Source organism: Mucilaginibacter gynuensis (assembly GCF_039541195.1).
Classification (GTDB): Bacteria; Bacteroidota; Bacteroidia; order Sphingobacteriales; family Sphingobacteriaceae; genus Mucilaginibacter; species Mucilaginibacter gynuensis.
Window position 1 is genome coordinate 237,325 of sequence record NZ_BAABFT010000003.1, and the last position, 20,368, is coordinate 257,692.

Annotated in this window: 15 protein-coding genes and 1 other RNA gene; 7 read left to right on the forward strand and 9 right to left on the reverse strand. The window is 44.5% G+C overall.

Annotated features, from left to right (window positions below):
* Positions 1-27: 27 nt before the first annotated feature.
* The 3 genes from ABD894_RS07400 to ABD894_RS07410 are packed head-to-tail and all read right to left on the reverse strand — an operon-like array spanning position 28 to position 6,859.
* The gene (locus ABD894_RS07400) at positions 28-900 is read right to left on the reverse strand and encodes a transglutaminase family protein (RefSeq protein ID WP_345210366.1); all 873 of its coding nucleotides are present in this window, start codon (positions 898-900) and stop codon (positions 28-30) included.
* Positions 901-938: 38 nt separating this feature from the next.
* The gene (locus ABD894_RS07405) at positions 939-3,491 is read right to left on the reverse strand and encodes a circularly permuted type 2 ATP-grasp protein (protein WP_345210367.1); all 2,553 of its coding nucleotides are present in this window, start codon (positions 3,489-3,491) and stop codon (positions 939-941) included.
* A 23-nt stretch (positions 3,492-3,514) separates the two neighbouring features.
* Entirely contained in the window at positions 3,515-6,859 is a 3,345-nt protein-coding gene (locus ABD894_RS07410; RefSeq protein ID WP_345210368.1) for a transglutaminase family protein, read from the reverse strand.
* 384 nt (positions 6,860-7,243) lie between these two features.
* Between ABD894_RS07410 and ABD894_RS07415 the strand changes: the two genes are divergently transcribed.
* Positions 7,244-7,876: a hypothetical protein gene (locus tag ABD894_RS07415; RefSeq protein WP_345210369.1), complete on the forward strand. Its 633-nt coding sequence runs from the start codon at positions 7,244-7,246 to the stop codon at positions 7,874-7,876.
* A 38-nt stretch (positions 7,877-7,914) separates the two neighbouring features.
* Here ABD894_RS07415 and ABD894_RS07420 read toward each other — a convergent pair whose 3' ends face one another.
* Together ABD894_RS07420 and ABD894_RS07425 are read right to left on the reverse strand one after the other, a co-directional pair.
* Complete coding sequence (locus ABD894_RS07420) at positions 7,915-8,772, reverse strand: serine hydrolase (protein ID WP_345210370.1); 858 nt, start codon at positions 8,770-8,772, stop codon at positions 7,915-7,917.
* Complete coding sequence (locus ABD894_RS07425; RefSeq protein WP_345210371.1) at positions 8,729-9,301, reverse strand: serine hydrolase domain-containing protein; 573 nt, start codon at positions 9,299-9,301, stop codon at positions 8,729-8,731. The genes ABD894_RS07420 and ABD894_RS07425 overlap by 44 nt, the downstream gene beginning before the upstream one ends.
* Positions 9,302-9,470: 169 nt before the next feature.
* Here ABD894_RS07425 and ABD894_RS07430 point away from each other — a divergent pair, with 169 nt between their 5' ends.
* On the forward strand, positions 9,471-10,220 hold the full coding sequence (locus ABD894_RS07430; protein ID WP_345210372.1) for an SDR family NAD(P)-dependent oxidoreductase: 750 nt from the start codon (positions 9,471-9,473) through the stop codon (positions 10,218-10,220).
* Between the two features lie 65 nt (positions 10,221-10,285).
* Positions 10,286-10,867 (forward strand): TetR/AcrR family transcriptional regulator, encoded by a 582-nt coding sequence (locus tag ABD894_RS07435; RefSeq protein ID WP_345210373.1) that lies wholly within the window; start codon positions 10,286-10,288, stop codon positions 10,865-10,867.
* Between the two features lie 32 nt (positions 10,868-10,899).
* On the opposite strand, the gene ABD894_RS07440 is transcribed toward ABD894_RS07435, so the two are convergent.
* On the reverse strand, positions 10,900-12,015 hold the full coding sequence (locus tag ABD894_RS07440; protein WP_345210374.1) for a TlpA family protein disulfide reductase: 1,116 nt from the start codon (positions 12,013-12,015) through the stop codon (positions 10,900-10,902).
* A 687-nt stretch (positions 12,016-12,702) separates the two neighbouring features.
* Between ABD894_RS07440 and ABD894_RS07445 the strand changes: the two genes are divergently transcribed.
* Positions 12,703-13,014, forward strand: coding sequence for a hypothetical protein (locus ABD894_RS07445; protein ID WP_345210375.1), 312 nt, complete (start codon positions 12,703-12,705; stop codon positions 13,012-13,014).
* 218 nt (positions 13,015-13,232) lie between these two features.
* Here ABD894_RS07445 and ssrA read toward each other — a convergent pair.
* From ssrA to ABD894_RS07460, 3 genes are all read right to left on the reverse strand, one after another.
* Positions 13,233-13,601, reverse strand: a transfer-messenger RNA (tmRNA) gene (ssrA, locus tag ABD894_RS07450).
* Positions 13,602-13,741: 140 nt separating this feature from the next.
* Positions 13,742-14,968: a pyridoxal phosphate-dependent aminotransferase gene (locus ABD894_RS07455; RefSeq protein WP_345210376.1), complete on the reverse strand. Its 1,227-nt coding sequence runs from the start codon at positions 14,966-14,968 to the stop codon at positions 13,742-13,744.
* 147 nt (positions 14,969-15,115) lie between these two features.
* Entirely contained in the window at positions 15,116-15,526 is a 411-nt protein-coding gene (locus tag ABD894_RS07460) for a DUF1573 domain-containing protein (protein WP_345210377.1), read from the reverse strand.
* Between the two features lie 135 nt (positions 15,527-15,661).
* On the opposite strand from ABD894_RS07460, the gene ABD894_RS07465 reads away from it, so the two are divergent.
* The 3 genes from ABD894_RS07465 to ABD894_RS07475 all read left to right on the forward strand — a co-directional run bounded on the left by ABD894_RS07465 (position 15,662) and on the right by ABD894_RS07475 (position 20,367).
* A complete protein-coding gene (locus ABD894_RS07465; RefSeq protein ID WP_345210378.1) occupies positions 15,662-18,094 on the forward strand; it encodes an alpha-ketoacid dehydrogenase subunit alpha/beta in 2,433 nt (810 codons plus the stop codon).
* Positions 18,095-18,235: 141 nt separating this feature from the next.
* Entirely contained in the window at positions 18,236-18,817 is a 582-nt protein-coding gene (locus ABD894_RS07470) for a nitroreductase family protein (protein ID WP_345210379.1), read from the forward strand.
* Between the two features lie 758 nt (positions 18,818-19,575).
* A complete protein-coding gene (locus ABD894_RS07475; protein WP_345210380.1) occupies positions 19,576-20,367 on the forward strand; it encodes a murein L,D-transpeptidase catalytic domain family protein in 792 nt (263 codons plus the stop codon).
* The last annotated feature ends 1 nt before the right edge of the window (position 20,368 follow it).

Here is a 20,368-nt window from a genome sequence, read left to right on the forward strand (position 1 = left end):
ACGCTAACGTTGATGTAAGCCGGTAATTTATATGCGGCTTACATCAACATTTACATACATCCGCTGCCCGGCACCGCTGTAAACTATGCCTTTAAGCGGTACCACGTCGGCAAAATCGCGGCCAATGGCGGTACGGATGTGGCGGTCGTTAACGAGCAGGTTATTGGTGGCATCAAACTCCGTCCACCCAACTTCGGGGATGTACAAGGCTATCCACGCGTGCGAAGCATCAGAACCAAATAGTTTTGGCTTGCCCGGCGGCGGCAGGGTTTCAATATATCCGCTTACATAGCGGGCCGCCAGGCCGATAGAGCGCAGGCAGGCTAACGAGAAATGGGCAAAATCCTGGCAAACACCTTTCCTGTGCAGAAAAACCTCTTCCAACTTGGTGCTGATATCGGTAAAGCCGGGTGTGAAATCAAAATCGTTAAATATTCGCGAATTAAGGTCGAGCATGGCATCCATAATTGGCCTACCGGGTGTAAAAGATGTTAAAGCGTACTCCTGTATCCCCGGAATAAACAATACATGGTCTGATTCGAGGTAGAACTGCCTGATGCCGTTTTCGGCGGCAGTGCTGCGCAGCCAGCTTACCACATTTTCCCAGGGCATAGTGTTTTTGGGCACAGTGTTGATCCATACGGGCTCCGCTATTTCAACCTCGCTTTTAATCTCAACACTCAACTTCTGGTGAAACTCTTCTATCGAAAAATAGATGAACTTATTATTGAAAAAGTCTTCCCGCGTAGCCAAAAAATGAGGCTCGGGGTGAATCTGGTAATGCACCTTTTCTACCTGCTGAAAATTATGATCAACCGGAACCTGGTACACCAAATTATGGCATAGCGATGCCGGGAGCTGGTATTCGTACCGGGTAATATGGGTTATCTGATATTTCATAAGCTTCGGTATCTGTTAAGTGGTTACAGGTGCAGGTTTCATAACTCGGGCAGGGTATTATTGCTTTTTACAAAACTGTACTGGCTTTGGGTAGGGCTAAAATAGCTTTCGTATATAATGGTTGATGCCTGCCCCAGCAAATTAATAAGGTGCTGTAAAAAGTGGTTAAGCTCTTTTTTATTATGGTTGTTTATGCCATTTGCCGATACCATTTTGTTTATATCGCACAGCCTTATCATCGTCAGCGCTTCCAAAAGCTTTCTGTGTGCCGGGCTTAAGCCTTCCTCACGATGACTGTCGGGCAGTTGCGAAAGGTGCTCATCTATTTTGGCTATCAGAAAAACTACCGCTTTGGGGTTGTCTTCGTTGATCAGCAATAAATTTAGCACACCCGGCAATTGCAGGGTTGAGCGGTACAGGTAGCGATAGGTAACCAAACTTTCGTTACACATTAATACCAGCTCCAGCAGTTGTTTTTCTACCTCGGGTGCTACGTTGTTAGCCAAAGCCGCCTGTAAAATAATGCAGGTATTGATGGATGACTCCAAGAAACGGCCGATATTAAGCAAGCGCCAGCTGGATGCCCTCGTCATGTTATCGTTATTGAGGCCGATAAAAGCCATGAGTTTGATAATGAACTGATCGAGATGATGGTAGATCTTCCGCAGGTCGTCGCCGTTTTCTTTCATCAGCTCAAACTCTTCGGATATGCTGTCCAAAATACGCCAGGTATCAAGGCTTAAACGGTCGCGCACGGCATAGCCGTTGGTAAGGAACGATTGCAGCGACTGTGCCAGCGAACCCGCCCGCCCGGTTTCAACCGCGAGAGAAAGCAGCTCTTTTTCAGGCTGGCGCAATTTACTCTGATCTGCCGATGCGAAACCCGGAAGGGTGCCCGTTAACGCGCTTAAGCTTTTAAGCAGTATTACAAGGGTTTGGTTGGTTTCGGGATGCACTTCGTCATCGCGCTCATTGTAAATTTTGAGCACTATGCGCATCATGCGTACATTACTTACAGCTCTGTCCAGGTAACGGCCCAGCCAAAACAGGCTTTCGCCGGTGCGGCTCGGTAAAATATTTTTAACCTTCCTTAATATAGGCTGGTTGGTAGTTTGCTTTGTTTGGGCCTGCGGCGATGGACCGAGCACCCAGGTATCTTTACTAATACCGCCCGATTGGTTGGATATAATAAATTCGCCCTTGGTAGGGAAACTGCGCGACAGGCCACCCGGCATTACATGGTAAGTTTGCTTATCCATATCGGCCACAATGTAACTCCTGAAAACCGCGTTGCAGGCCTCCAGGTTATTGCCCACCAGCGATGGTGTGGTGCTAAAGCTTACCACCTCCTGCGCCACGTATAAATACGGACGGGTGTTGATCTCTTTTCTAAGCTCGTCAATCTGTTTGCGGCTTAGCTCGCTGCCTATGTATGGCAAATTTTCGTTGCTGCGGTAAATGGAGCGCACTATCAGGAAGGGCAGGTTGTCCAGTACGTATTTCTTCTCCTTTTCCTGCCCGCACCACCAGGTAGCTACCGATGGTAATATCAGTTCTTCATTCAGCAGGTGTTTGCACAGGCGCGGCAAAAAGGCCATCAGTCCCGGGTTTTCCAATATGCGGCACCCCAGCGGATTAATAATGGTCACCTTTTTTTGCCTTACGGCCTCCATCAAACCAACCACACCTAAGTGTGAATCGCCCATAAACTCAAGCGGATCGCAAAATATATCGTCAACACGCCTCACTATTACGTCAACCTTTTCAAGCCCGCGTAAGGTTTTTAGCCAAACATAGCCATCGCTCACGGTTAAATCTTGCCCAAAGGCGAGGGGGAAACCTAATGAAGATGCAAGGTAAGCGTGTTCAAAATAGGTTTCGTTAGCCGTACCTGGCGATAGCAATACTACCCGCGGGTTTTCTTTATTTTGTAAGGATAGCTTGGTAAGCGTGTTTTTTAATGTTTGATAATACGACGAAATTTTACGCACCTGGTTCTCACGGATCAGGTCGGGGAACACCCTCGTCATGGCGGCCCTGTTTTCCAGCGTATAACCCGCGCCCGATGGTGCATCAGTACGATCGTGCAGTACCCATATTTTGCCCAAAGGGCCACGCACCAGGTCGGCAGAGTATTGCAGCAGTTGAAACTTACCCGGTATCTTTACCTTATCGGCTTGCCTTAAAAACCCCTTGTGCGAAAATATCATCTCAAAGGGAATAAAGCCCTCTTTAATAAGCTTGCGTTCGCCGTAAATATCCGCTAAAATGAGGTTCAGCAGTTCGGCACGCTGTATCAGTCCGCGTTCAATACTTTCCCATTCCTGCTGGCTAAAAACCATCGGCACAGGGTCAAGCTTCCAGGGGCGGTTAATGCCGTCAGGGTCGCTGTATACGTTGTAGGTTACCCCGTTGTCGCGCAGTTCCTGGCTTATTTCCCGGCTGCGCTGCTCCATCTTTTCAATACCCAGCTCATCGTAGGCGTGGGCAAGCTTTTTCCAATGTTCACGTACCACGCCCTCGGGCGCGGCAAGTTCATCAAAAGAAGGTTTGGCCGTATTGCGCCCTTGTTGCAGGTAAGTCTCGATCATTTTCCAAATCTCTCAAATTTCCGTTATAAATTTTTGGCATTTTTATATCGCCTTAAATCCATAGTGTACGGATACTCTGGGCTCACCACCTCATTGGTGATGGTGTATTGCGGCAGTATGTTCATTTTGGTAACAAAACGCCCGCCCGCTGTTGGCTGACTTGTAGCCGGTTCAACAAGGTTAACTGAATGACCAAAATCAAAAAAGCGTGAAATAATGCGCGATTCGGCCTCGTAGCTATTTACCGGGAAGGTATCATAACTACGGCCGCCCGGGTGCGATACATGGTATTGACACGCCGCTATGGATTTCTGCGTCCAGGTATCAAAAAGGTCGAACACCAATGGGGTATCAATACCAATAGTTGGGTGCAATGCCGATGGCGGCTGCCATGCCCGGTAACGTACCCCGGCAATGTATTCGCCCTGTACGCCGGTGCTCTTCAACGGGATTTTCAATCCGTTGCATAAAAAGGTATAGCGCGAATCTGTAAGGCCAGATATTTTTACCTGTATGCGCTCTAAGGATGAATCAACGAAGCGGGCAGTACCCGTGCTCGACATTTCTTCGCCCAGTACATGCCATGGCTCAATGGCCATTTTTATTTCAATGTTGATATCATCAACCTGCAACTCACCCAAAAACGGGAAACGGAAGCTAAAGAACGGCTCGAACCAAGAAATATCAAAGCCATAACCGGCATCGCGCAGGCTGTTAACTACCTCCGTCATGTCTTTATAACAATAATGAGGCAGCAAAAAGCGGTCGTGCAGTTCGGTACCCCAGCGTACCAGTTTATGATTGTACGGCGTTTTCCAAAACCAGGCCAGCAGGGTACGGATCAGCAGGAATTGCACCATGCTCATGCGGTAATGCGGCGGCATATCAAATCCCCTGAATTCCAATATCCCTAAACGGCCACTTGATGAATCGGGCGAGTAAAGTTTATCGATACAAAACTCCGAGCGATGTGTATTGCCCGTAATATCCGTTAAAAAATGACGGAAGATACGGTCGACCAGCCAAAAAGGCACTTCGTTCTCGCTGCGATCGGGCACCTGCTGAAAGGCGATCTCTAACTCGTATAATGTTTCCATACGGCCTTCGTCAACCCTTGGTGCCTGGCTGGTTGGGCCGATGAACTGGGTGGAGAACAGGTACGATAAACAAGGGTGATGCTGCCAGAATGTTATAAAGCTGCGCAGAATATCCGGGCGGCGCAAAAGCGGGCTATCGGCAGGTACTTCGCCACCCAGGGTTACATGGTTACCGCCGCCGGTACCGGTATGGCGGCCGTCGATATTGAATTTTTCGGTAGCGAGTTTTGATTCGGCAGCTTTTTTATAAAGTATCTCGTAATTTTTAGCCAATTCCCGCCAGCTACCAGCCGGGTGAATATTCACCTCGATAACGCCGGGGTCGGGTGTGATCATCATTTTGGTGATGCGGTTATCTGACGGCGGGTCGTAGCCCTCTATCAGCACCGGCATTTTTAGTTTTTCGGCAGTACGCTCAACGGCATTAACGAGGTATAAATAATGTTCAAAATAACTCGTAGGCGGAAAGAAGATGAACAGCTTGCCCTGCCTTACCTCAACCACCAGCGCGGTTTTGAAAATGGTTTTGCTGTTATTAAAGCGGGTGCCGGTTTGTGGTATCAGGTCGGCACCTTCGGGCAGCGCATCAACATCGGCAAATAAGCTTCTTTCGGGTAGTACTTCCTGTTCTTCAGGGTCAAAGTATTGTACCGAATCCAGAGGTAAACGCAAGCCTACCGGTGAGTTGCCCGGCACCAAAAATAGGTTTTGCCTGCGGAACGACCATTTACAACTTTGCCAGTTGCTTTTATCCAGATCCCACTTAATAGGCACAACGTAACCGACAGGTTCGTTAAGCCCGGTATTGAGAAGTTCGGCCAGTTTCTGCCTCTCCAAAGGCGATTTCAGGTCGACCTTAAGCGGATCGATATTTACGGGGGTTTTGCTCTCTTCCCACAAAAAATAGAAAGGGTCTTCGTAAGTAGGGGTAATGTTTTTAGTGTCGATGTGCAGCTCCTGCGTCAGTCCGCGCATAAAGCTTTTGGCATCTTTGGCAGTAAGACCATAATCTTTCGATAGGTCGGCCATCAGTTCATCATTGTTCCACAAAGGCACATTATCCTTACGCCAATAGCAGGCCAGCTTCCAGCGCGGTAGGGGCTCGCCCGGATACCACTTGCCCTGCCCGTATTGCATTAAAGCACCCTCGCCATATTCATTCTTTAACTTATGAAACAGGATGTTTGATAAACGGCGCTTATGCTCACCATCGGCTGCCGAATTCCATTCGGGGGCTTCATTATTATCTATCGATACAAAGGTTGGCTCGCCGCCCATGGTAAGGCGTACGTTGTTGGCCGCAAACTCTTCGTCCACCTTGTCGCCAAGGGTCATTATATCTTCCCATTGCTCATCCGAGAATGGCTTGGTTACCCTCGGTTTTTCTTCAATACGGGTGATGGTATTTTCAAAGTGGAACTCGGTTTCGCATGGCTCGGCCATACCGCTGATAGGCGCGGCACTCTGCGGATCAGGTGTACAGGCCAGCGGGATATGCCCCTCACCGGCAAATAAACCCGAAGTAGGGTCGAGCCCCACCCAGCCCGCGCCGGGTAGGTATACCTCCGTCCAGGCATGCAGGTCAGTAAAATCCTGCTCAGGGCCCGACGGGCCATCTAATGATTTTATATCCGGCTTCAACTGCACCAGGTAACCTGATGCAAAGCGCGCTGCCAGGCCGAAATGCCTCAGCAATTGCACAAACAGCCACGCGGTATCACGGCACGACCCCGATTTTAGTTCCAGCGTTTCCTCACACGATTGTACCCCCGGTTCCATCCTTATATTATAGGAGATCTCCAGGTAAAGCATCCGGTTAAGGGTTACCAAAAAATCCTGGGTGATGGCGTTCTTCTTAAGCAGGTCGCTGGCTTTTTCGGTAAGCTCCATCAACAGCGGACCGCTCTCGGTAATTTCGAGGTAGGGTACGAGGTTCTTTTTTAGCGTTTCTTCATAGTCGAAAGGATAATGGTTGGCGTACTCCTCCACAAAAAAGTCGAAGGGGTTAATCACCACCATATCGGCAATTACTTCAACATCAATAACAAATTCGTTCACCTTCTCAGGGAAAACAATACGGGCCAGGTAATTGCCAAAGGGATCTTGCTGCCAGTTTATAAAATGTTTTTCGGGTAATATTTTAAGAGAGTAGCCTTTTATCATGGTGCGCGAATGCGCAGCGGGCCTTAAACGGATAACTTGCGGTGATAGCGTGATGTGCTTATCGTATTTGTAACTGGTAAAATGACGAATTGCTACTTTTATTGACATAAATAGTGGTTTGTGTTATAAAAATACCCTATTAATAATGAAAAGTGCAATAAACTAATTTGTTTTTTATTGATTTTCAAAACAAATGGTAAAAAATGTACAATTTGTTTACATAAATATCATCTGTGGGATACGTATTGGTGCATAATGCAATACAAATAGTTTACATTTTGTTAATGAAAATAAAATAGTAGCTGAATTTTTTAATTAGTTTGAATTTAAGCATAAATAAATGACTGCATTTTATGAAATGGCATTATAAATTGATGTTTTATTAAAATAATAAATATTAGTAGGGCGGATTAAACGGAAACGTACTATTTGCGTCTATACCGGTATCATTATTAATATTTCGCCTAAATGAAACCTCTCCATCACAAACTCATGGCACTACTGTGCTTATGTTTTACCATATGCTGTAGCCAAAACGCCCAATGCCAAAATGCCGGTATCGAATACGAACCCGTAGGCGGCTACAATGCCTTTAACCAGGGCAAAGGTATAGCGTTGGTACTGCAATACGGTGCCGATATCCCTTTGGATAATCTGAGCGTTAATTACCGTTCAACATCTACATATGGTATCGGGGTTTTAAAAAAGTTAGATGATTTTACAGTCAATTTCAATATTAACTATCATGCTTACCCGATAAAGTGGAGCTCGCGCGGAATGGCGAAAAATACATTTGAGGTGATGGGTTTTTACTTTGGCGGCGCTTATGATAAGCTATTGTCGAACAACTTTAAACTTTACGGTGGGCTCGATCTTGGCGGCTGGATAAAACGGTTTGATGACCTGGTAGATACATCTACCGATTGCGGCTGCGAAACCAATAATGCCAATTACTATTTTGCCCCTAAAACCGGCTTTACTTACCTCATGAACAACAGGATAGGCCTTGGTCTGGAAGCCAAATATAACCTGCTGTTAACCGGGCACGATTATGTAACCGGCGAAAATGGCGGTAAATTATTCAACTCCTTTGCAACCTCGGTTATGATATCTTATCATTTTTAAAACTGCAATATATTGTAAGGCGCAGGGTAGCGATGAACTTACTTACTTATCTCCTGCAACATGCCCGCCGCGTTCTTGTTGTTCGGATCTATAGCCACTGCTTTTTTATAGTTAACCTGCGCGTTGGTTTTATCCTGTTTTTTAAGATAGGCTTCACCTATCAACTCATAACCATAAGCGATATCATCGGGTTTAGCTTGTAAGGCCACGGCAGTTTGAAAAACTTTGATGGCATCATCCATTTTATTGCGGCGCAGCAGGTATTTGCCCGTGCTGATGAGGTCGCCTATCTCAAAGCTAAAATCATAATTATCGTGGTGATTAGCCTTTAGTTCACGGTAATAGTCTAACCCCCGGTCAACATTGGCTAAAGCTTTTTCGCGGATCTCCAGGTAAACAGATTTTTTGGGTACGATAACCGGTTCGTTAGCCAAAGCGGCGAACAGGGCGTTTTTAATGCCATCCACCTTCATCTGCTGGTTATTGGTCATCATTACTACGGTATATCCCCGTTTCAGGTCGCTATACAATAGTGCCTCATAATTACTGTTTGAGCCCTGGTGCCGGTGCCATAGCAGCGTATCACCCGCGAAGCCGGTAGTGCCTATGCTGCTCTCGCCGTTAGGGAAGTTGACGGCCAGTTCTTTAAACGAGGCTTTATCCAGTATTTTGTAATTGTGCAGGTATACCGACCACTGGTAAAGATCTTTAGCCGTTAACCTTACCCAGCCCGTCATTGATTGCAGGTAGGGTGTGGTGCGGAAATCCTGATCGAAGGCTTTGGCCATTAGCGGGCTGCTCACCGGCAGATCAACCACCGCGCCTTTCATACCACAAGGCTTAAATATATTTTTAGTAATGAAATCGGCGTAGGGTTGCCCGCTTACTTTTTTCAACAATGCGCATTTGCAGGTATACATTATAATGATTGTATATGTAGGCGGTCCCCGGTTCAAATTTAAGGGTTTTTAAGCCTTTCAGGTTTGCCCATACCAGGCTGTCACTCTCTGCCGAAGTCGGTTCAAAACCCGGGATGCCGCTGGTATAGGTAATCAGGTGCTTTACCTTTACGGTGCTTGCCCAAGCAGGTAGCTCGGGTAAAAATTTACTGATAGGGTCGTCAAGACTAAGCTTGCCCCGTTGTTTCAGCAATAAAATTGCCGCGCCGTTAAATTCCTTACTCACCGAGCCTATATCAAATTTATATGCGGATGTTAACACATTGGCTTTGCTGCCATCGGCGTAGCCTAAGGATTTTTCATAAATGACCTTTCCGTTTCGCGATACCAGTACGTTGCCGTTAAAGATGCCGCGGGTATGTGCAAGTTGCATAACCGAGTCCAGTTGTTTTTGCACCTGAACCTGCGCATTGGCGCTTATTGAAAGCAATACGGCGACTATTGCCAAAAGATGTTTCCTGATCATACAGTAGAAATATATTACTAAATTAACCTAAAGACACCAAAAACAGGAAAACGTTACAAGGTTTTACTAATCTTCAATTGTCATTAAATTTTAATCTTATTTCTTTTCGGAACGAGTATTCCGTTATGTATCTATATTTGGACTGTTCATTCCTAAATAGAAAAATGACATGAAAAAATTAGCAGATAAAGTAGCAATCGTAACCGGCGCATCCAAAGGGATAGGCGCAGGTATAGCTAAAAGCTTGGCAGCAGAAGGCGCTGCCGTTATAGTAAATTACGCTTCGGCAAAAGAAGGTGCCGAAAAAGTAGTGGCCGACATTGTAGCCGCCGGTGGTAAAGCCGTAGCTGTACAGGCAGATGTTTCTAAAGCAGCTGATGTTGACAGATTATATGCTGAAACCAAAGCCGCGTTTGGCGAGGTTGACGTTTTGGTGAACAATGCCGGTGTTTATGAGTTTGGCGCTATAGAAGCCATTACAGAAGAGCATTTTCACCGCCAGTTCAATACCAACGTATTGGGTTTATTACTGGTAACCCAAGGCGCAGTAAAAAGCTTTGGCGACCGTGGCGGTAGCATTATCAATATCAGTTCAACCGTAACACGTATTACCCCGCCCGAAACCGCTGTTTATACGGCAACCAAAGGCGCGGTAGATTCTATCACCCAGGTATTATCTAAAGAGCTTGGGCCTAAAAAGATCCGTATTAACGCCATCAATCCGGGTATGGTTGAAACTGAAGGTACACATACCGCCGGTTTCATCGGCAGCGATTTTCAGAAACAACTTGAGCAACAGGTTCCACTGGGCCGTATCGGTTTGCCTGAAGATATCGCGCCTATCGCTGTATTTTTGGCCTCAGATGATTCAGGCTGGTTAACCGGCGAAATACTGATTGCCAGCGGCGGTCATCGTTAATCCTGAAAATCCTTAAAAAATCGATAGCTTTGTCCTGAAAAAACAGGACAAAGCTTTTGCTATTTATGGCCAGAACAAAAGAGTTTGATGAAAGTGAAGTGCTCCAGAAGGCGGTAAGCCTGTTTTGGGACAAAGGCTATAACGGAACCTCGATGCAGGATCTGGTGGAAGGACTGGGCATCAGCCGTTCCAGCTTGTACGATACCTTTGGCGATAAGCACCAGCTTTATATTAAGGCGCTCGAAACTTACCAAAAAGGTTATGGCAGCCAGATGTGCGCGTTGATCAGCGAAGCACCATCGGCAAAAGAGGCCATGCGCGCTTTGTTCGATCTTATTGTTAATAACCTACTGGACGACCAGCAACGTAAAGGCTGTTTCTTTGTTAATGCCGGTGTTGAACTGGGCGCGTACGATCAGGAAGTAAGCTCATTGATATGCCAAAATGAGCAGCAGTTAGAACAAACATTTCTAAAAGTAATTCACAAGGGACAGGAAACTGGGGAAATCGATCAGCGTAAAGACCCGCAGGCACTGGCACGTTTCCTGAGTAATACAGTAAAAGGACTACAGGTATCGGTTAAATCAACCACCGACAAAGGTTTTTTTGAAGATGTTATCCGCACGGCGTTGATTACGCTGGATTGAGTTGGGGGGATATTAAGAAGGATATTTATCTTCTATTGCATTGTATTTAATTGCTCAACCATTTCATCCTTAAGTTTTTGGTAATAGCCTGTATAACTTTTTACTATAGCGCCATCTTTATCAATTAAATAAAAGGTGGGGATGCCATCATATGGGAACATTTGTTTCACATCGCTTTCTGTGGTATAGGATAAGTATTTTACCGCGAATTTTTTATCAAATTTATCGATAGCGTCATGTTTGTCAAAAGGGTAAGCACTGATAATGACAAGATCATTGTATTGTGATTTTAATTGATTCATTAACTGGACTGCGTTAACGCAATGCGGACAGCCCAACCCGGTAAAATTTAATAAGACCATTTTACTTTTCATTGCTTCTAAAGTAATGGTTTTACCAGCGGCGTCATATAACTTAATACCCGGTGCTTTGGTGCCTTTGGCCAGCAGTTGATAGGTTTTATGAACCGGCGCTTTGAAATTAGCGGGAACACTGGTTATAGTCAGATCCGGAAACCCGGCAGGGTTTAAACTGTAATTGCTGTAAAGATGCTCCTCTACCCAGCCACCAACTTCGCCATCACCGCCAATACCCCGCACTTTGCTGGTGATGCTGTAAGGTAACAGCGTGTTTTTATTGATCAGCAATTCGGCAAAAGTATAACAATGCTGACCATTAGTTATAGCATCATAAGTAGTAATTCGTGTGTGGCTATAAACTGTATTGTTGATCAGCGTATCCTTCAGGCTTTTAACATATCCCGGTTGCTTAAGGTTTGCGCCAATATATTGCGCCCAGTAAGCTAAAGTACGGGTATGCTGCCCGCTAATGGGTTTGTCGCTTAGTGTGTAAGTAGTGTCGCTCAAGTTAAGGCTGATCAGTTTATTGCCATCGTATGAGGCGGCCATATTTTTGCCGGTGACCTTAAAGTAACCGTTGGTTTTGTTTTCGCGAGTTTTTAAGGTTATGAAGCATTTCATCGTATCGGCAGAGAACTCATTCTGAAAAGACATTTTAGATCTGATAATAACCGTGTAGCTGATATTTTTTGCAGTCTGGAGCTTTTGATACGCTTTTTCCAGTACTTGGGCATCAGCACGTATGGTAATATACGTTATGGATAGGAAAATTAAAAGCCAATGTTTCATAAACTAATTTATTAGGTAAATATACCAGGATTGTGATGCAATGAATGCTAAAGACAAGCATTTAATTATAATGGAAGATTAAATGCTTGTTATTGTAATGAATTTTATAAGTATTTACATAGATTATTTAAAACAGATTGATCTATTGGAAATTCGGAACATAGAATTATAAGCAAAAGTATATTCAGCGTATTGTCGCAGTTATCACCCTACTATTAAAAAAATAAAAACCTTCAAAAATAATTTGATGGCTCTTCAGTAGGGCCCGATGGATTCGAACCTTCGTCCAAAAATGGTATAAGTCAAGCGCTTTATATGCTTAGCTTCTGTTAAATTATCGGCCGGGGGACGAAGCCTGCTGTACCATGTTCCGTAGGTACTTTGATTGATATTAGTTAGGCCTTATACTCCTGTCATGTCCTTCCCATACTTTTTGGTATTAGCCCAATGGATTATTCGATGTTTTTAAAGTTTCTAATCGCTCTCTAATATCTATCTAATCCCATTTTAATATTAAAAAAAAACATACCATTTTTTGAAAATAATTTAAAATAAACGGGTAAAATTCAGAATTTATCCAGTATTCAGCAGGCTTTTGATCATCAACCTGCTTAATGCTGTCGATGTAATCAAAAAATCAGGTAAAAGGATTGAATCTTATTAAAGTAATCCGCTAACTTTATGTTTATGAATGCTAAACCTATCAAAGGTGTTTTTTCTGTAATTGATAGTTTTGCAATAAAAAGCAGAAATGAGTTTTATTTGATAGGTGAATTAACTGAAGGTGAAATAGAATCAACATGGTTTGTTAATATTCCTCTAAATAAATCCTTAAGTATCACCGTCAGAATTAAATCTATCGAAGATGTTGATTTTACACAGGAGAAAGGCCGATACAAATTAATTATTGTTGATAGTGATTCAGAGTCTACAGAATTACTACTCGGACTTAATATCGGAAATGAAACGGTTAACATTACCATTGATGGAGAGGCCTAAAATTTCATGATGAAAAAGCTTTCTTTTTATTGGTTGTATTTCTTTCAACACTAAAATTATTGAACTAATTATTTAGGTGTAATTTTCAAATAACGGCAGGAGTTATAGAAGGGATTTTAGAATACCTATTTTTGATTGAAAATAATACGATAAGCATCATTTAATCAGGTGGTTAATTGAATAAAAAAAGGAGATACTTTTAATTTAGTATCTCCTTTCAGTGGAGCCGGAGGGATTCGAACCCTCGTCCAAACATGGTATAAGGTAAGCTTTCTACATGCTTAGCTTCTGTTAAATTGTCGGGAAGGGGAAGGTCAGTTGCTTACCTGTACCGTCTTCCGTAGGTGCTTTATCTCGCCCGCTGTGCGCACCGTAAGCAGGCCAGTTTCATTTTTCGATGCCCCTGGTGCCGATCCAATGAAACGGAAAACCGGCGGGACAAAAGCTATGCTAATTCTAAATTAGGCAGCTAAGGCGTAGTTATTTTCGCCATTTGAAAGTTTGAGCGTTCAGATTTTAGCGCTAATTCACCCAACGCGCTGCATGCTTACTTACTTATCTCCATCCTGTCAATTCCGGTCGACCCCATTTTTGTATTTGTTGCTTGCCGGGAGCAGTATGCAATTAAATAGACTGCAAATATAGTAAATAAATTACAGTGGACGGTTTGCAGCAGCCGGTTTACATACTTAATATGCGCTAACTGCCAACCATCCACGGTAAAAGTTTATTTTCCTGCTGCCAGTTGCTCACTGTGTATCGTGCGGCCGGGGTATGCTTTCAATGCTTCTTCTAAACAAACGATGGCGGTTTTAAGATCGTCATTGTTTAAAACGTAGGCAAAACGCACCTCGTTGAGGCCGGTATTGGCGCTGCTGTAAAAGCCGGTTGCCGGGGCAAGCATTACGGTTTGGTTGTTGTAGCTAAATTCTTCAAGCAGCCATTGGCAAAACTTGTCGGCATTATCAATAGGCAGTTTAGCCACCACGTAGAATGCGCCGCCGGGATTAGGGCAGTACACGCCTTCAATGTTGTTGAGCGCTTTTACCAGGGTATTGCGCCTGCTGGTATATTCCTTATTTACTTTGGTGAAATATTCATCGGGGGTATCAACTGCTGCTTCACCTGCAATTTGCTCTACCATGCCCGGGCTTAACCTGGCCTGCGCAAATTTAAGGGCAGTGTTCCACACGTTTTTGTTTTTGGTGATGAGGCAGCCTAAACGCGCACCGCATGCACTGTACCGCTTGCTGACGGTATCCATTACAATTACGTGCTCATCTAAACCTTCGAGGTGCATGGGCGATATAAATTCGCGACCATCGTAGCAAAACTCGCGGTAGGCTTCATCGCAAAACAAAAAAAGATCGTACTTTAAGCACAAAGTTTTTAACGCCTCTAACTCTTCGCGGGTATATAAATAACCGGTAGGGTTGTTAGGGCTGCAAATAATAATGGCGCGGGTTTTATCGGTAATCAGTTTCTCAAATTCAGCAATAGGGGGCAGCGCGAAATCATTTTCAATAAAGGCTAATATCGGTTTTACCACTACATCGCTCTGGCTGGCAAAACCGTTGTAGTTGGCGTAAAACGGCTCGGGGATAATCACCTCGTCGCCCGGGTCAAGGCAGGTCATCATGGCAATGGTTATCGCTTCCGATCCACCGGTAGTAACAATGATGTTACCGGCATCAATATTATAGCCTAATTTATTGTAGTACTCCGTAAGCTTTTTACGGTATGATAGCGTGCCCTCTGACGGGGTATAGGCCCAAATATCAAAGTCGATATTTTTAACGGCATTCAGCATGCCTTCGGGCGTTTCAATATCGGGCTGGCCGATGTTTAAGTGGTAAACTTTTTTGCCTTCCTGCTTGGCCTTATCAGCGAAGGGGGTAAGTTTACGAATAGGCGAGGCGGGCATTCTGAGCCCTTTTTGCGAAATTTTTGGCATCTGCAAAGCTATTAAAACAAGTAAAGCAAACGGGTAACAATTTTGCTTATTTACAATTTTATTAATAAAACAACAAAGGGGGCACGAATGTTCGTGCCCCCTTTGTAAGCCCCCTATGCCGGGGCAATAGCATATATAAGGGAAAAGTTATCTGCTTGTAGTTTTCGCTACAACTTCCCCTATGATTATCAGGTTCTTCTGTGGTGTTTTAGCGTTCGAGGTTACAACAATGGTTTTGTTGAACGGCGATACGGCAGCAGCGTTATAAGTGATTTTGATATTGCCTTTAGCGCCTTTTTTAACCGGAGTTTTAGTGTAATCAGCAATAGTGCAACCACAGGTTGGCCTTACGTCTGATAATATCAACGGCTCTTTACCTACGTTGGTAAATTCAAATACGGTTGATACAGGGGTACCTTGCGGAACTTTACCGAAATCGTGTTTTTCTTCAACAAATTTAAATTCCGGTTTAGAGTCGTCTTCGGCCTTGGTATCTTGTGCCGAAGCTGAATATGCGAAGCCGAATATAACCGCGCAAATTAATATCAGTTTTTTCATAGTCATTCTATTGAATTGATTAAACAAATATACTTAATTATTATAAATCAAAAAGCAAATGTTAATTGTTTGAATGTAAATATTGCCAATTACAAAATAGAATTTCATAATTTTACCGCGCTAACAGAATTATATATGCCAGAAACTGCCCTTGATAATACCGGAAAGCCTGATGCTGTTGAACTTAGTTTTGATGATTTCAAAGGCATAGTTATCAATGATTACCGTGTAGGTTACGAAAGCCGACAGGCCAGCTTGCTTGGTCGTCGTGAGGTGCTTACGGGTAAGGCTAAGTTTGGTATTTTTGGCGACGGTAAAGAGGTTGCGCAAATAGCTATGGCCAAGATGTTCCGCAAGGGCGATTGGCGCGCGGGCTATTACCGCGACCAAACCTTTATGTTCGCTACCGGCATGAGCAACCTGAAGGAGTTTTTCGCGCAGCTGTATGCCCACCCCGATGTGGAGAAAGATCCGGCATCAGGCGGCAGGCAAATGAACTGCCACTACGCTACCCGCTTTATCAACCCCGATGGTACCTGGATCAACCAGGCCGAAAACATGAACTGCTCTTCAGATATGTCGACCACGGGCGGGCACATGCCGCGTTTGCTGGGTTTGGCTTATGCCTCAAAACTATACAGGCAAAATCAAGAACTGGCCGGGTTCGATAATTTTTCGGTTAACGGAAACGAGGTAGCTTTCGGTACTTTAGGTAATGGATCTACTTCCGAGGGTTTGTTTTTCGAAACTTTTAATGCGGCCGGCGTATTGCAGGTGCCTATGGCCATCTCTATTTGGGATGATGCTTATGCCATATCGGTACCCGCCAAACTGCAAACCACAAAAGAAGATATATCAGAGGTGCTGCAAGGCTTTCAAAGAATGCCGGGTACCAATGGTTACGAAATATTTAAGGTACGCGGATGGGATTACGTAGCCCTTTGCGAAACCTACGAGCGTGCTATCACGATGTGCCGCGAACAGCATGTGCCGGTATTGATCCACGTTACCGAAATGACACAGCCGCAAGGCCACTCTACTTCGGGCTCGCACGAGCGCTATAAATCAAAAGAGCGTTTGGCCTGGGAAGATGAGTATGATTGCCTGCTGCAAATGCGCCAGTGGATGATCAACTCGGCCATTGCAACTGCCGAGGAAATTGACGAACTGGAAGCTGCTGCCAAAAAGCATGTGCGCGAGTGCCAGCGCGAAGCGTGGAACGAGATCAGCAATGAAATAAAAACTGAACTTGACGAGGCTTCTAAACTCATAGATCAGCTGGCTTTATATTCCGGTAAAAACGAGGAGTTATCGGCTATTACTGCCACTTTACGTGCTTGCATTGATCCGGGTCGTAAGGATATTATGGAAGCCATTCGCAAGGCATTGCGCATTACCGTAACAGAAAATAATGCCGAAAGGCACGAACTGCTGAATTGGTATAATACCGAGAACGCCCGTAATAAAGATCGTTTCAATTCAAAACTGTTCAGCGAATCGCCGCAGTCGCCTTTAAATGTGCCGGTGGTAGCGCCTGAATATGATGAGGATGCTAAATTATTAGATGGCCGCGAAGTATTGAATGCTTGCTTTGATGCCAATTTTGAACGCGATAAAAGAATTGTTGCCTTCGGCGAAGACGTAGGTGCCATTGGCGATGTTAACCAGGGCTTTGCAGGCCTGCAAAATAAATATGGCGATCTGCGCATTACCGATACCGGTATCCGCGAAGCTACCATTATAGGGCAGGGGGTAGGTTTATCTATACGTGGATTAAGGCCGATTGCCGAAATTCAGTACATGGATTATTTGCTGTACTCCATCAACGTATTGAGCGACGATTTGGCCAGCTTAAGCTATCGCACCAGCGGCGGACAAAAAGCGCCTTTGATCGTACGTACCCGTGGCCACAGGTTAGAGGGTATCTGGCATTCGGGCTCACCAATGGGTTTAATACTGAACTCAATGCGTGGTTTACACATTTGCGTTCCGCGTAACATGACACAGGCTGCCGGTATGTACAATACCCTGCTGCGTGGCGAAGAGCCAGCACTGGTAGTAGAGTGCCTCAATGGCTATCGGCTTAAGGAGAAATTACCGGCCAACGTAGGTGAGTTCACTGTTCCTTTAGGTAAGGCCGAAGTATTGAAAGAAGGTAGCGATATTACCGTGGTATCTTACGGTTCAACCCTGCGCATTGTAATGGAAGCGGTAGATGAACTGGAGAAACTGGGTATCAATATAGAAGTGATAGACCCGCAAACGCTGTATCCTTTCGATACCGACAATGCCTGCGGAAAATCATTGGGCAAAACCAATAAACTGCTGGTGGTTGATGAAGATCTTCCGGGAGCAGGCTCTGCCTATATCCTCCAAAAAATAGTAGAAAACCAAAATGGCTACTACCATCTGGATAGTCAGCCACGTACGCTAACAGCTAAAGATCACCGCCCGCCCTACGGTTCCGATGGTGATTACTTCAGCAAACCATCACTGGATGATGTAATAGAAACAGTTTACGGCATGATGAGCGAAAGCAACCCAACCAAGTATCCGGCGATCTATTAATTGGTGAGTGAGTGAGTGAGTGAGTTTTTTAAGATTTCATAATAAATAACTTAGCTATTAATGTGCACTGATGAGTGCGGATTTGATGCTGTGCTTAAATTAAAAATTCCTAATTTCGCCCCGTTTAAAAGCACAAATATTATGGATAGCAACACTTTTTCAACTATATCAACCATCATCAAAGGTCGCCGTACTATTAAGCCCGGCATGATGAATGGTCAAAAAATTCCTAACGGACATATCGCCGCATTATTGGAGCTTGCAGACTGGGCACCAACCCACGGTTACACCGAGCCTTGGCGTTTTGTGATCTACGAAGATCCTACCCAATTTTGCGAAGCACATGCCGAGTTATACAAACAACATACCGCTGCCGAAAATTTTAAGGAAGCTACTTACAACAACCTGAAAACAATTGGCAACAATGCATCGCACGTGGTAATTGCCAGCATGAAACGCGGCAGCAACCCTAACATCCCGGTTGTAGAAGAAGTTGCGGCGGCATCGGCAGCCATACAAAACATTCTGCTTGCAGCAAGCGCGCTAAACATCGGCTCATTCTGGAGCACCGGCGGCATGACGCTTAAACCCGGCCTGAAAGAGTTTTTAGAATTAGGCGAAGAAGACCAGGTATTAGGTCTGCTTTACTTAGGTTATACCGATCAGCATCCCGAAGGTAAAAGAACTACCCCGCTGGAAGCGAAAGTTAAATGGGTTAAATAAAACTGTTTAAATAGTGTTACTTGAAATGCCATGTTTTGGGAGCTATTGCTTCCGGGATATGGCATTTTTGTTTTAGGGAAGATTAATGTAGAATATGTGATACTAATTGATAATCAGTTTGTTATAAAAAATTGTCATTGCGAGGTACGAAGCAATCTCGTCGTTTTCTGAGCTCACTAAATAAACCCGCGTCATTGCCAGCCACAAAGCAATCTCTACTTAGGCTTGAGCTTGTGCTGTTATTAAAGCCAGTCTGCTCATTGCCGCAGGGGCTACTACTTTTGGCTGTGCCCCAAAAGTAGCAAAAACGCAAGTCCAGCAAAAGGCTTCTTTGCCGCACAAGGCCTTACCCTGCAAACCGTTCAGAACTTAGGGCTGGAACTTTTGCCCCATGCTTCGCCGCTCATTCCGCCCCACATGCAACAAGTTCCTATGCCCGCCTTTGCGCTCGTGGCCTCCGCAGTTCTGCCCGCTTTCGCCCGAAGCTGTTTGCTGACGGGGGAAGGAGCCTATCCCCAAGCTGTCATTACGAAACGTAGTGAGGGATATTCTTCATTAAGTAAGTCAGCTGCTTTTATTACTCTCGAATCAAACTATTGGGTAATAAATTTTCTTAAAAATATAAATTCCTGAATTTGCTGTGACATTATTGCTTAATTTTTGCCTATCTTTGTACTATCCAATTCACAACAGCGTTTCTTGCTCAATACCTAAGTCTGTTTGCTTTTATAAATTATTGTAACTAATTTTAAAAGAATATGAAGAAATATTTTTGGTGGATAATCTGTGGTTTCTTGATATGCTCAATAAGCGTTATCAGCTGGAGGCCTGCAAATGCAGTAAAATCAAACATTAAAAACAGTACCAAAACTACTTTTACTACTAAAGAACTTTTCGGCCAGTACATCAGCGATATTTATAATACCGCGCAATTACAGCAAACAGGTATGGATATGGCCGTTCTGCAAAAAGCAATTACAGGCTACATCAATCTTAAACTGGCGCATAAGTTATCATCAAACAGCAGCGTAATTACCGTGGTTGATTTTAACAAACCCAGCCGCGAAAAACGCATGTGGATAGTTGACCTGATCTCCAAAAAATTGCTGCTTAATACCTGGGTATCTCACGGACGAGGCAGCGGCGATGATATGGCTACCAGCTTTTCTAACATTAACCATTCGCATCAAAGCAGTCTTGGTTTTTACGTAACCGACGATATTTATATTGGTAAACACGGTCGTTCGTTAAGATTGGACGGTGTAGATGCCGGTTACAACAGCAGCGCCCGTGCACGTGCCATTGTTGTACACGCCGCCGAATATGTATGCGAAAATACCATTAAGCAAATGGGCAGATTAGGCCGCAGTCAGGGTTGCCCTGCTGTATCGCCCGAAGTATCTGATATGGTGATCAATACCATTAAAGGTAAAAATATGTTGTTCATCACTGGGAAAACTAACAACTATTCATCAAAGTATTTAGATGAAACCCTGGCCGAACACTTCCTGTATCCCGACAGTGCAAGCGTTACCATGGCAAAACTTTAAT

Excerpts from the sequence above, each read along its gene's own strand:
- ABD894_RS07440 (WP_345210374.1), bottom strand. The coding sequence starts at position 12,015 with ATGAAACATTGGCTTTTAATTTTCCTATCCATAACGTATATTACCATA.
- ABD894_RS07410 (WP_345210368.1), bottom strand. The coding sequence starts at position 6,859 with ATGTCAATAAAAGTAGCAATTCGTCATTTTACCAGTTACAAATACGAT.
- ABD894_RS07435 (WP_345210373.1), top strand. The coding sequence starts at position 10,286 with ATGGCCAGAACAAAAGAGTTTGATGAAAGTGAAGTGCTCCAGAAGGCG.
- ABD894_RS07415 (WP_345210369.1), top strand. The coding sequence starts at position 7,244 with ATGGCACTACTGTGCTTATGTTTTACCATATGCTGTAGCCAAAACGCC.
- ABD894_RS07460 (WP_345210377.1), bottom strand. The coding sequence starts at position 15,526 with ATGAAAAAACTGATATTAATTTGCGCGGTTATATTCGGCTTCGCATAT.
- ABD894_RS07470 (WP_345210379.1), top strand. The coding sequence starts at position 18,236 with ATGGATAGCAACACTTTTTCAACTATATCAACCATCATCAAAGGTCGC.
- ABD894_RS07465 (WP_345210378.1), top strand. The coding sequence starts at position 15,662 with ATGCCAGAAACTGCCCTTGATAATACCGGAAAGCCTGATGCTGTTGAA.
- ABD894_RS07475 (WP_345210380.1), top strand. The coding sequence starts at position 19,576 with ATGAAGAAATATTTTTGGTGGATAATCTGTGGTTTCTTGATATGCTCA.
- ABD894_RS07455 (WP_345210376.1), bottom strand. The coding sequence starts at position 14,968 with ATGCCAAAAATTTCGCAAAAAGGGCTCAGAATGCCCGCCTCGCCTATT.
- ABD894_RS07400 (WP_345210366.1), bottom strand. The coding sequence starts at position 900 with ATGAAATATCAGATAACCCATATTACCCGGTACGAATACCAGCTCCCG.
- ABD894_RS07405 (WP_345210367.1), bottom strand. The coding sequence starts at position 3,491 with ATGATCGAGACTTACCTGCAACAAGGGCGCAATACGGCCAAACCTTCT.
- ABD894_RS07425 (WP_345210371.1), bottom strand. The coding sequence starts at position 9,301 with ATGATCAGGAAACATCTTTTGGCAATAGTCGCCGTATTGCTTTCAATA.
- ABD894_RS07430 (WP_345210372.1), top strand. The coding sequence starts at position 9,471 with ATGAAAAAATTAGCAGATAAAGTAGCAATCGTAACCGGCGCATCCAAA.
- ABD894_RS07445 (WP_345210375.1), top strand. The coding sequence starts at position 12,703 with ATGAATGCTAAACCTATCAAAGGTGTTTTTTCTGTAATTGATAGTTTT.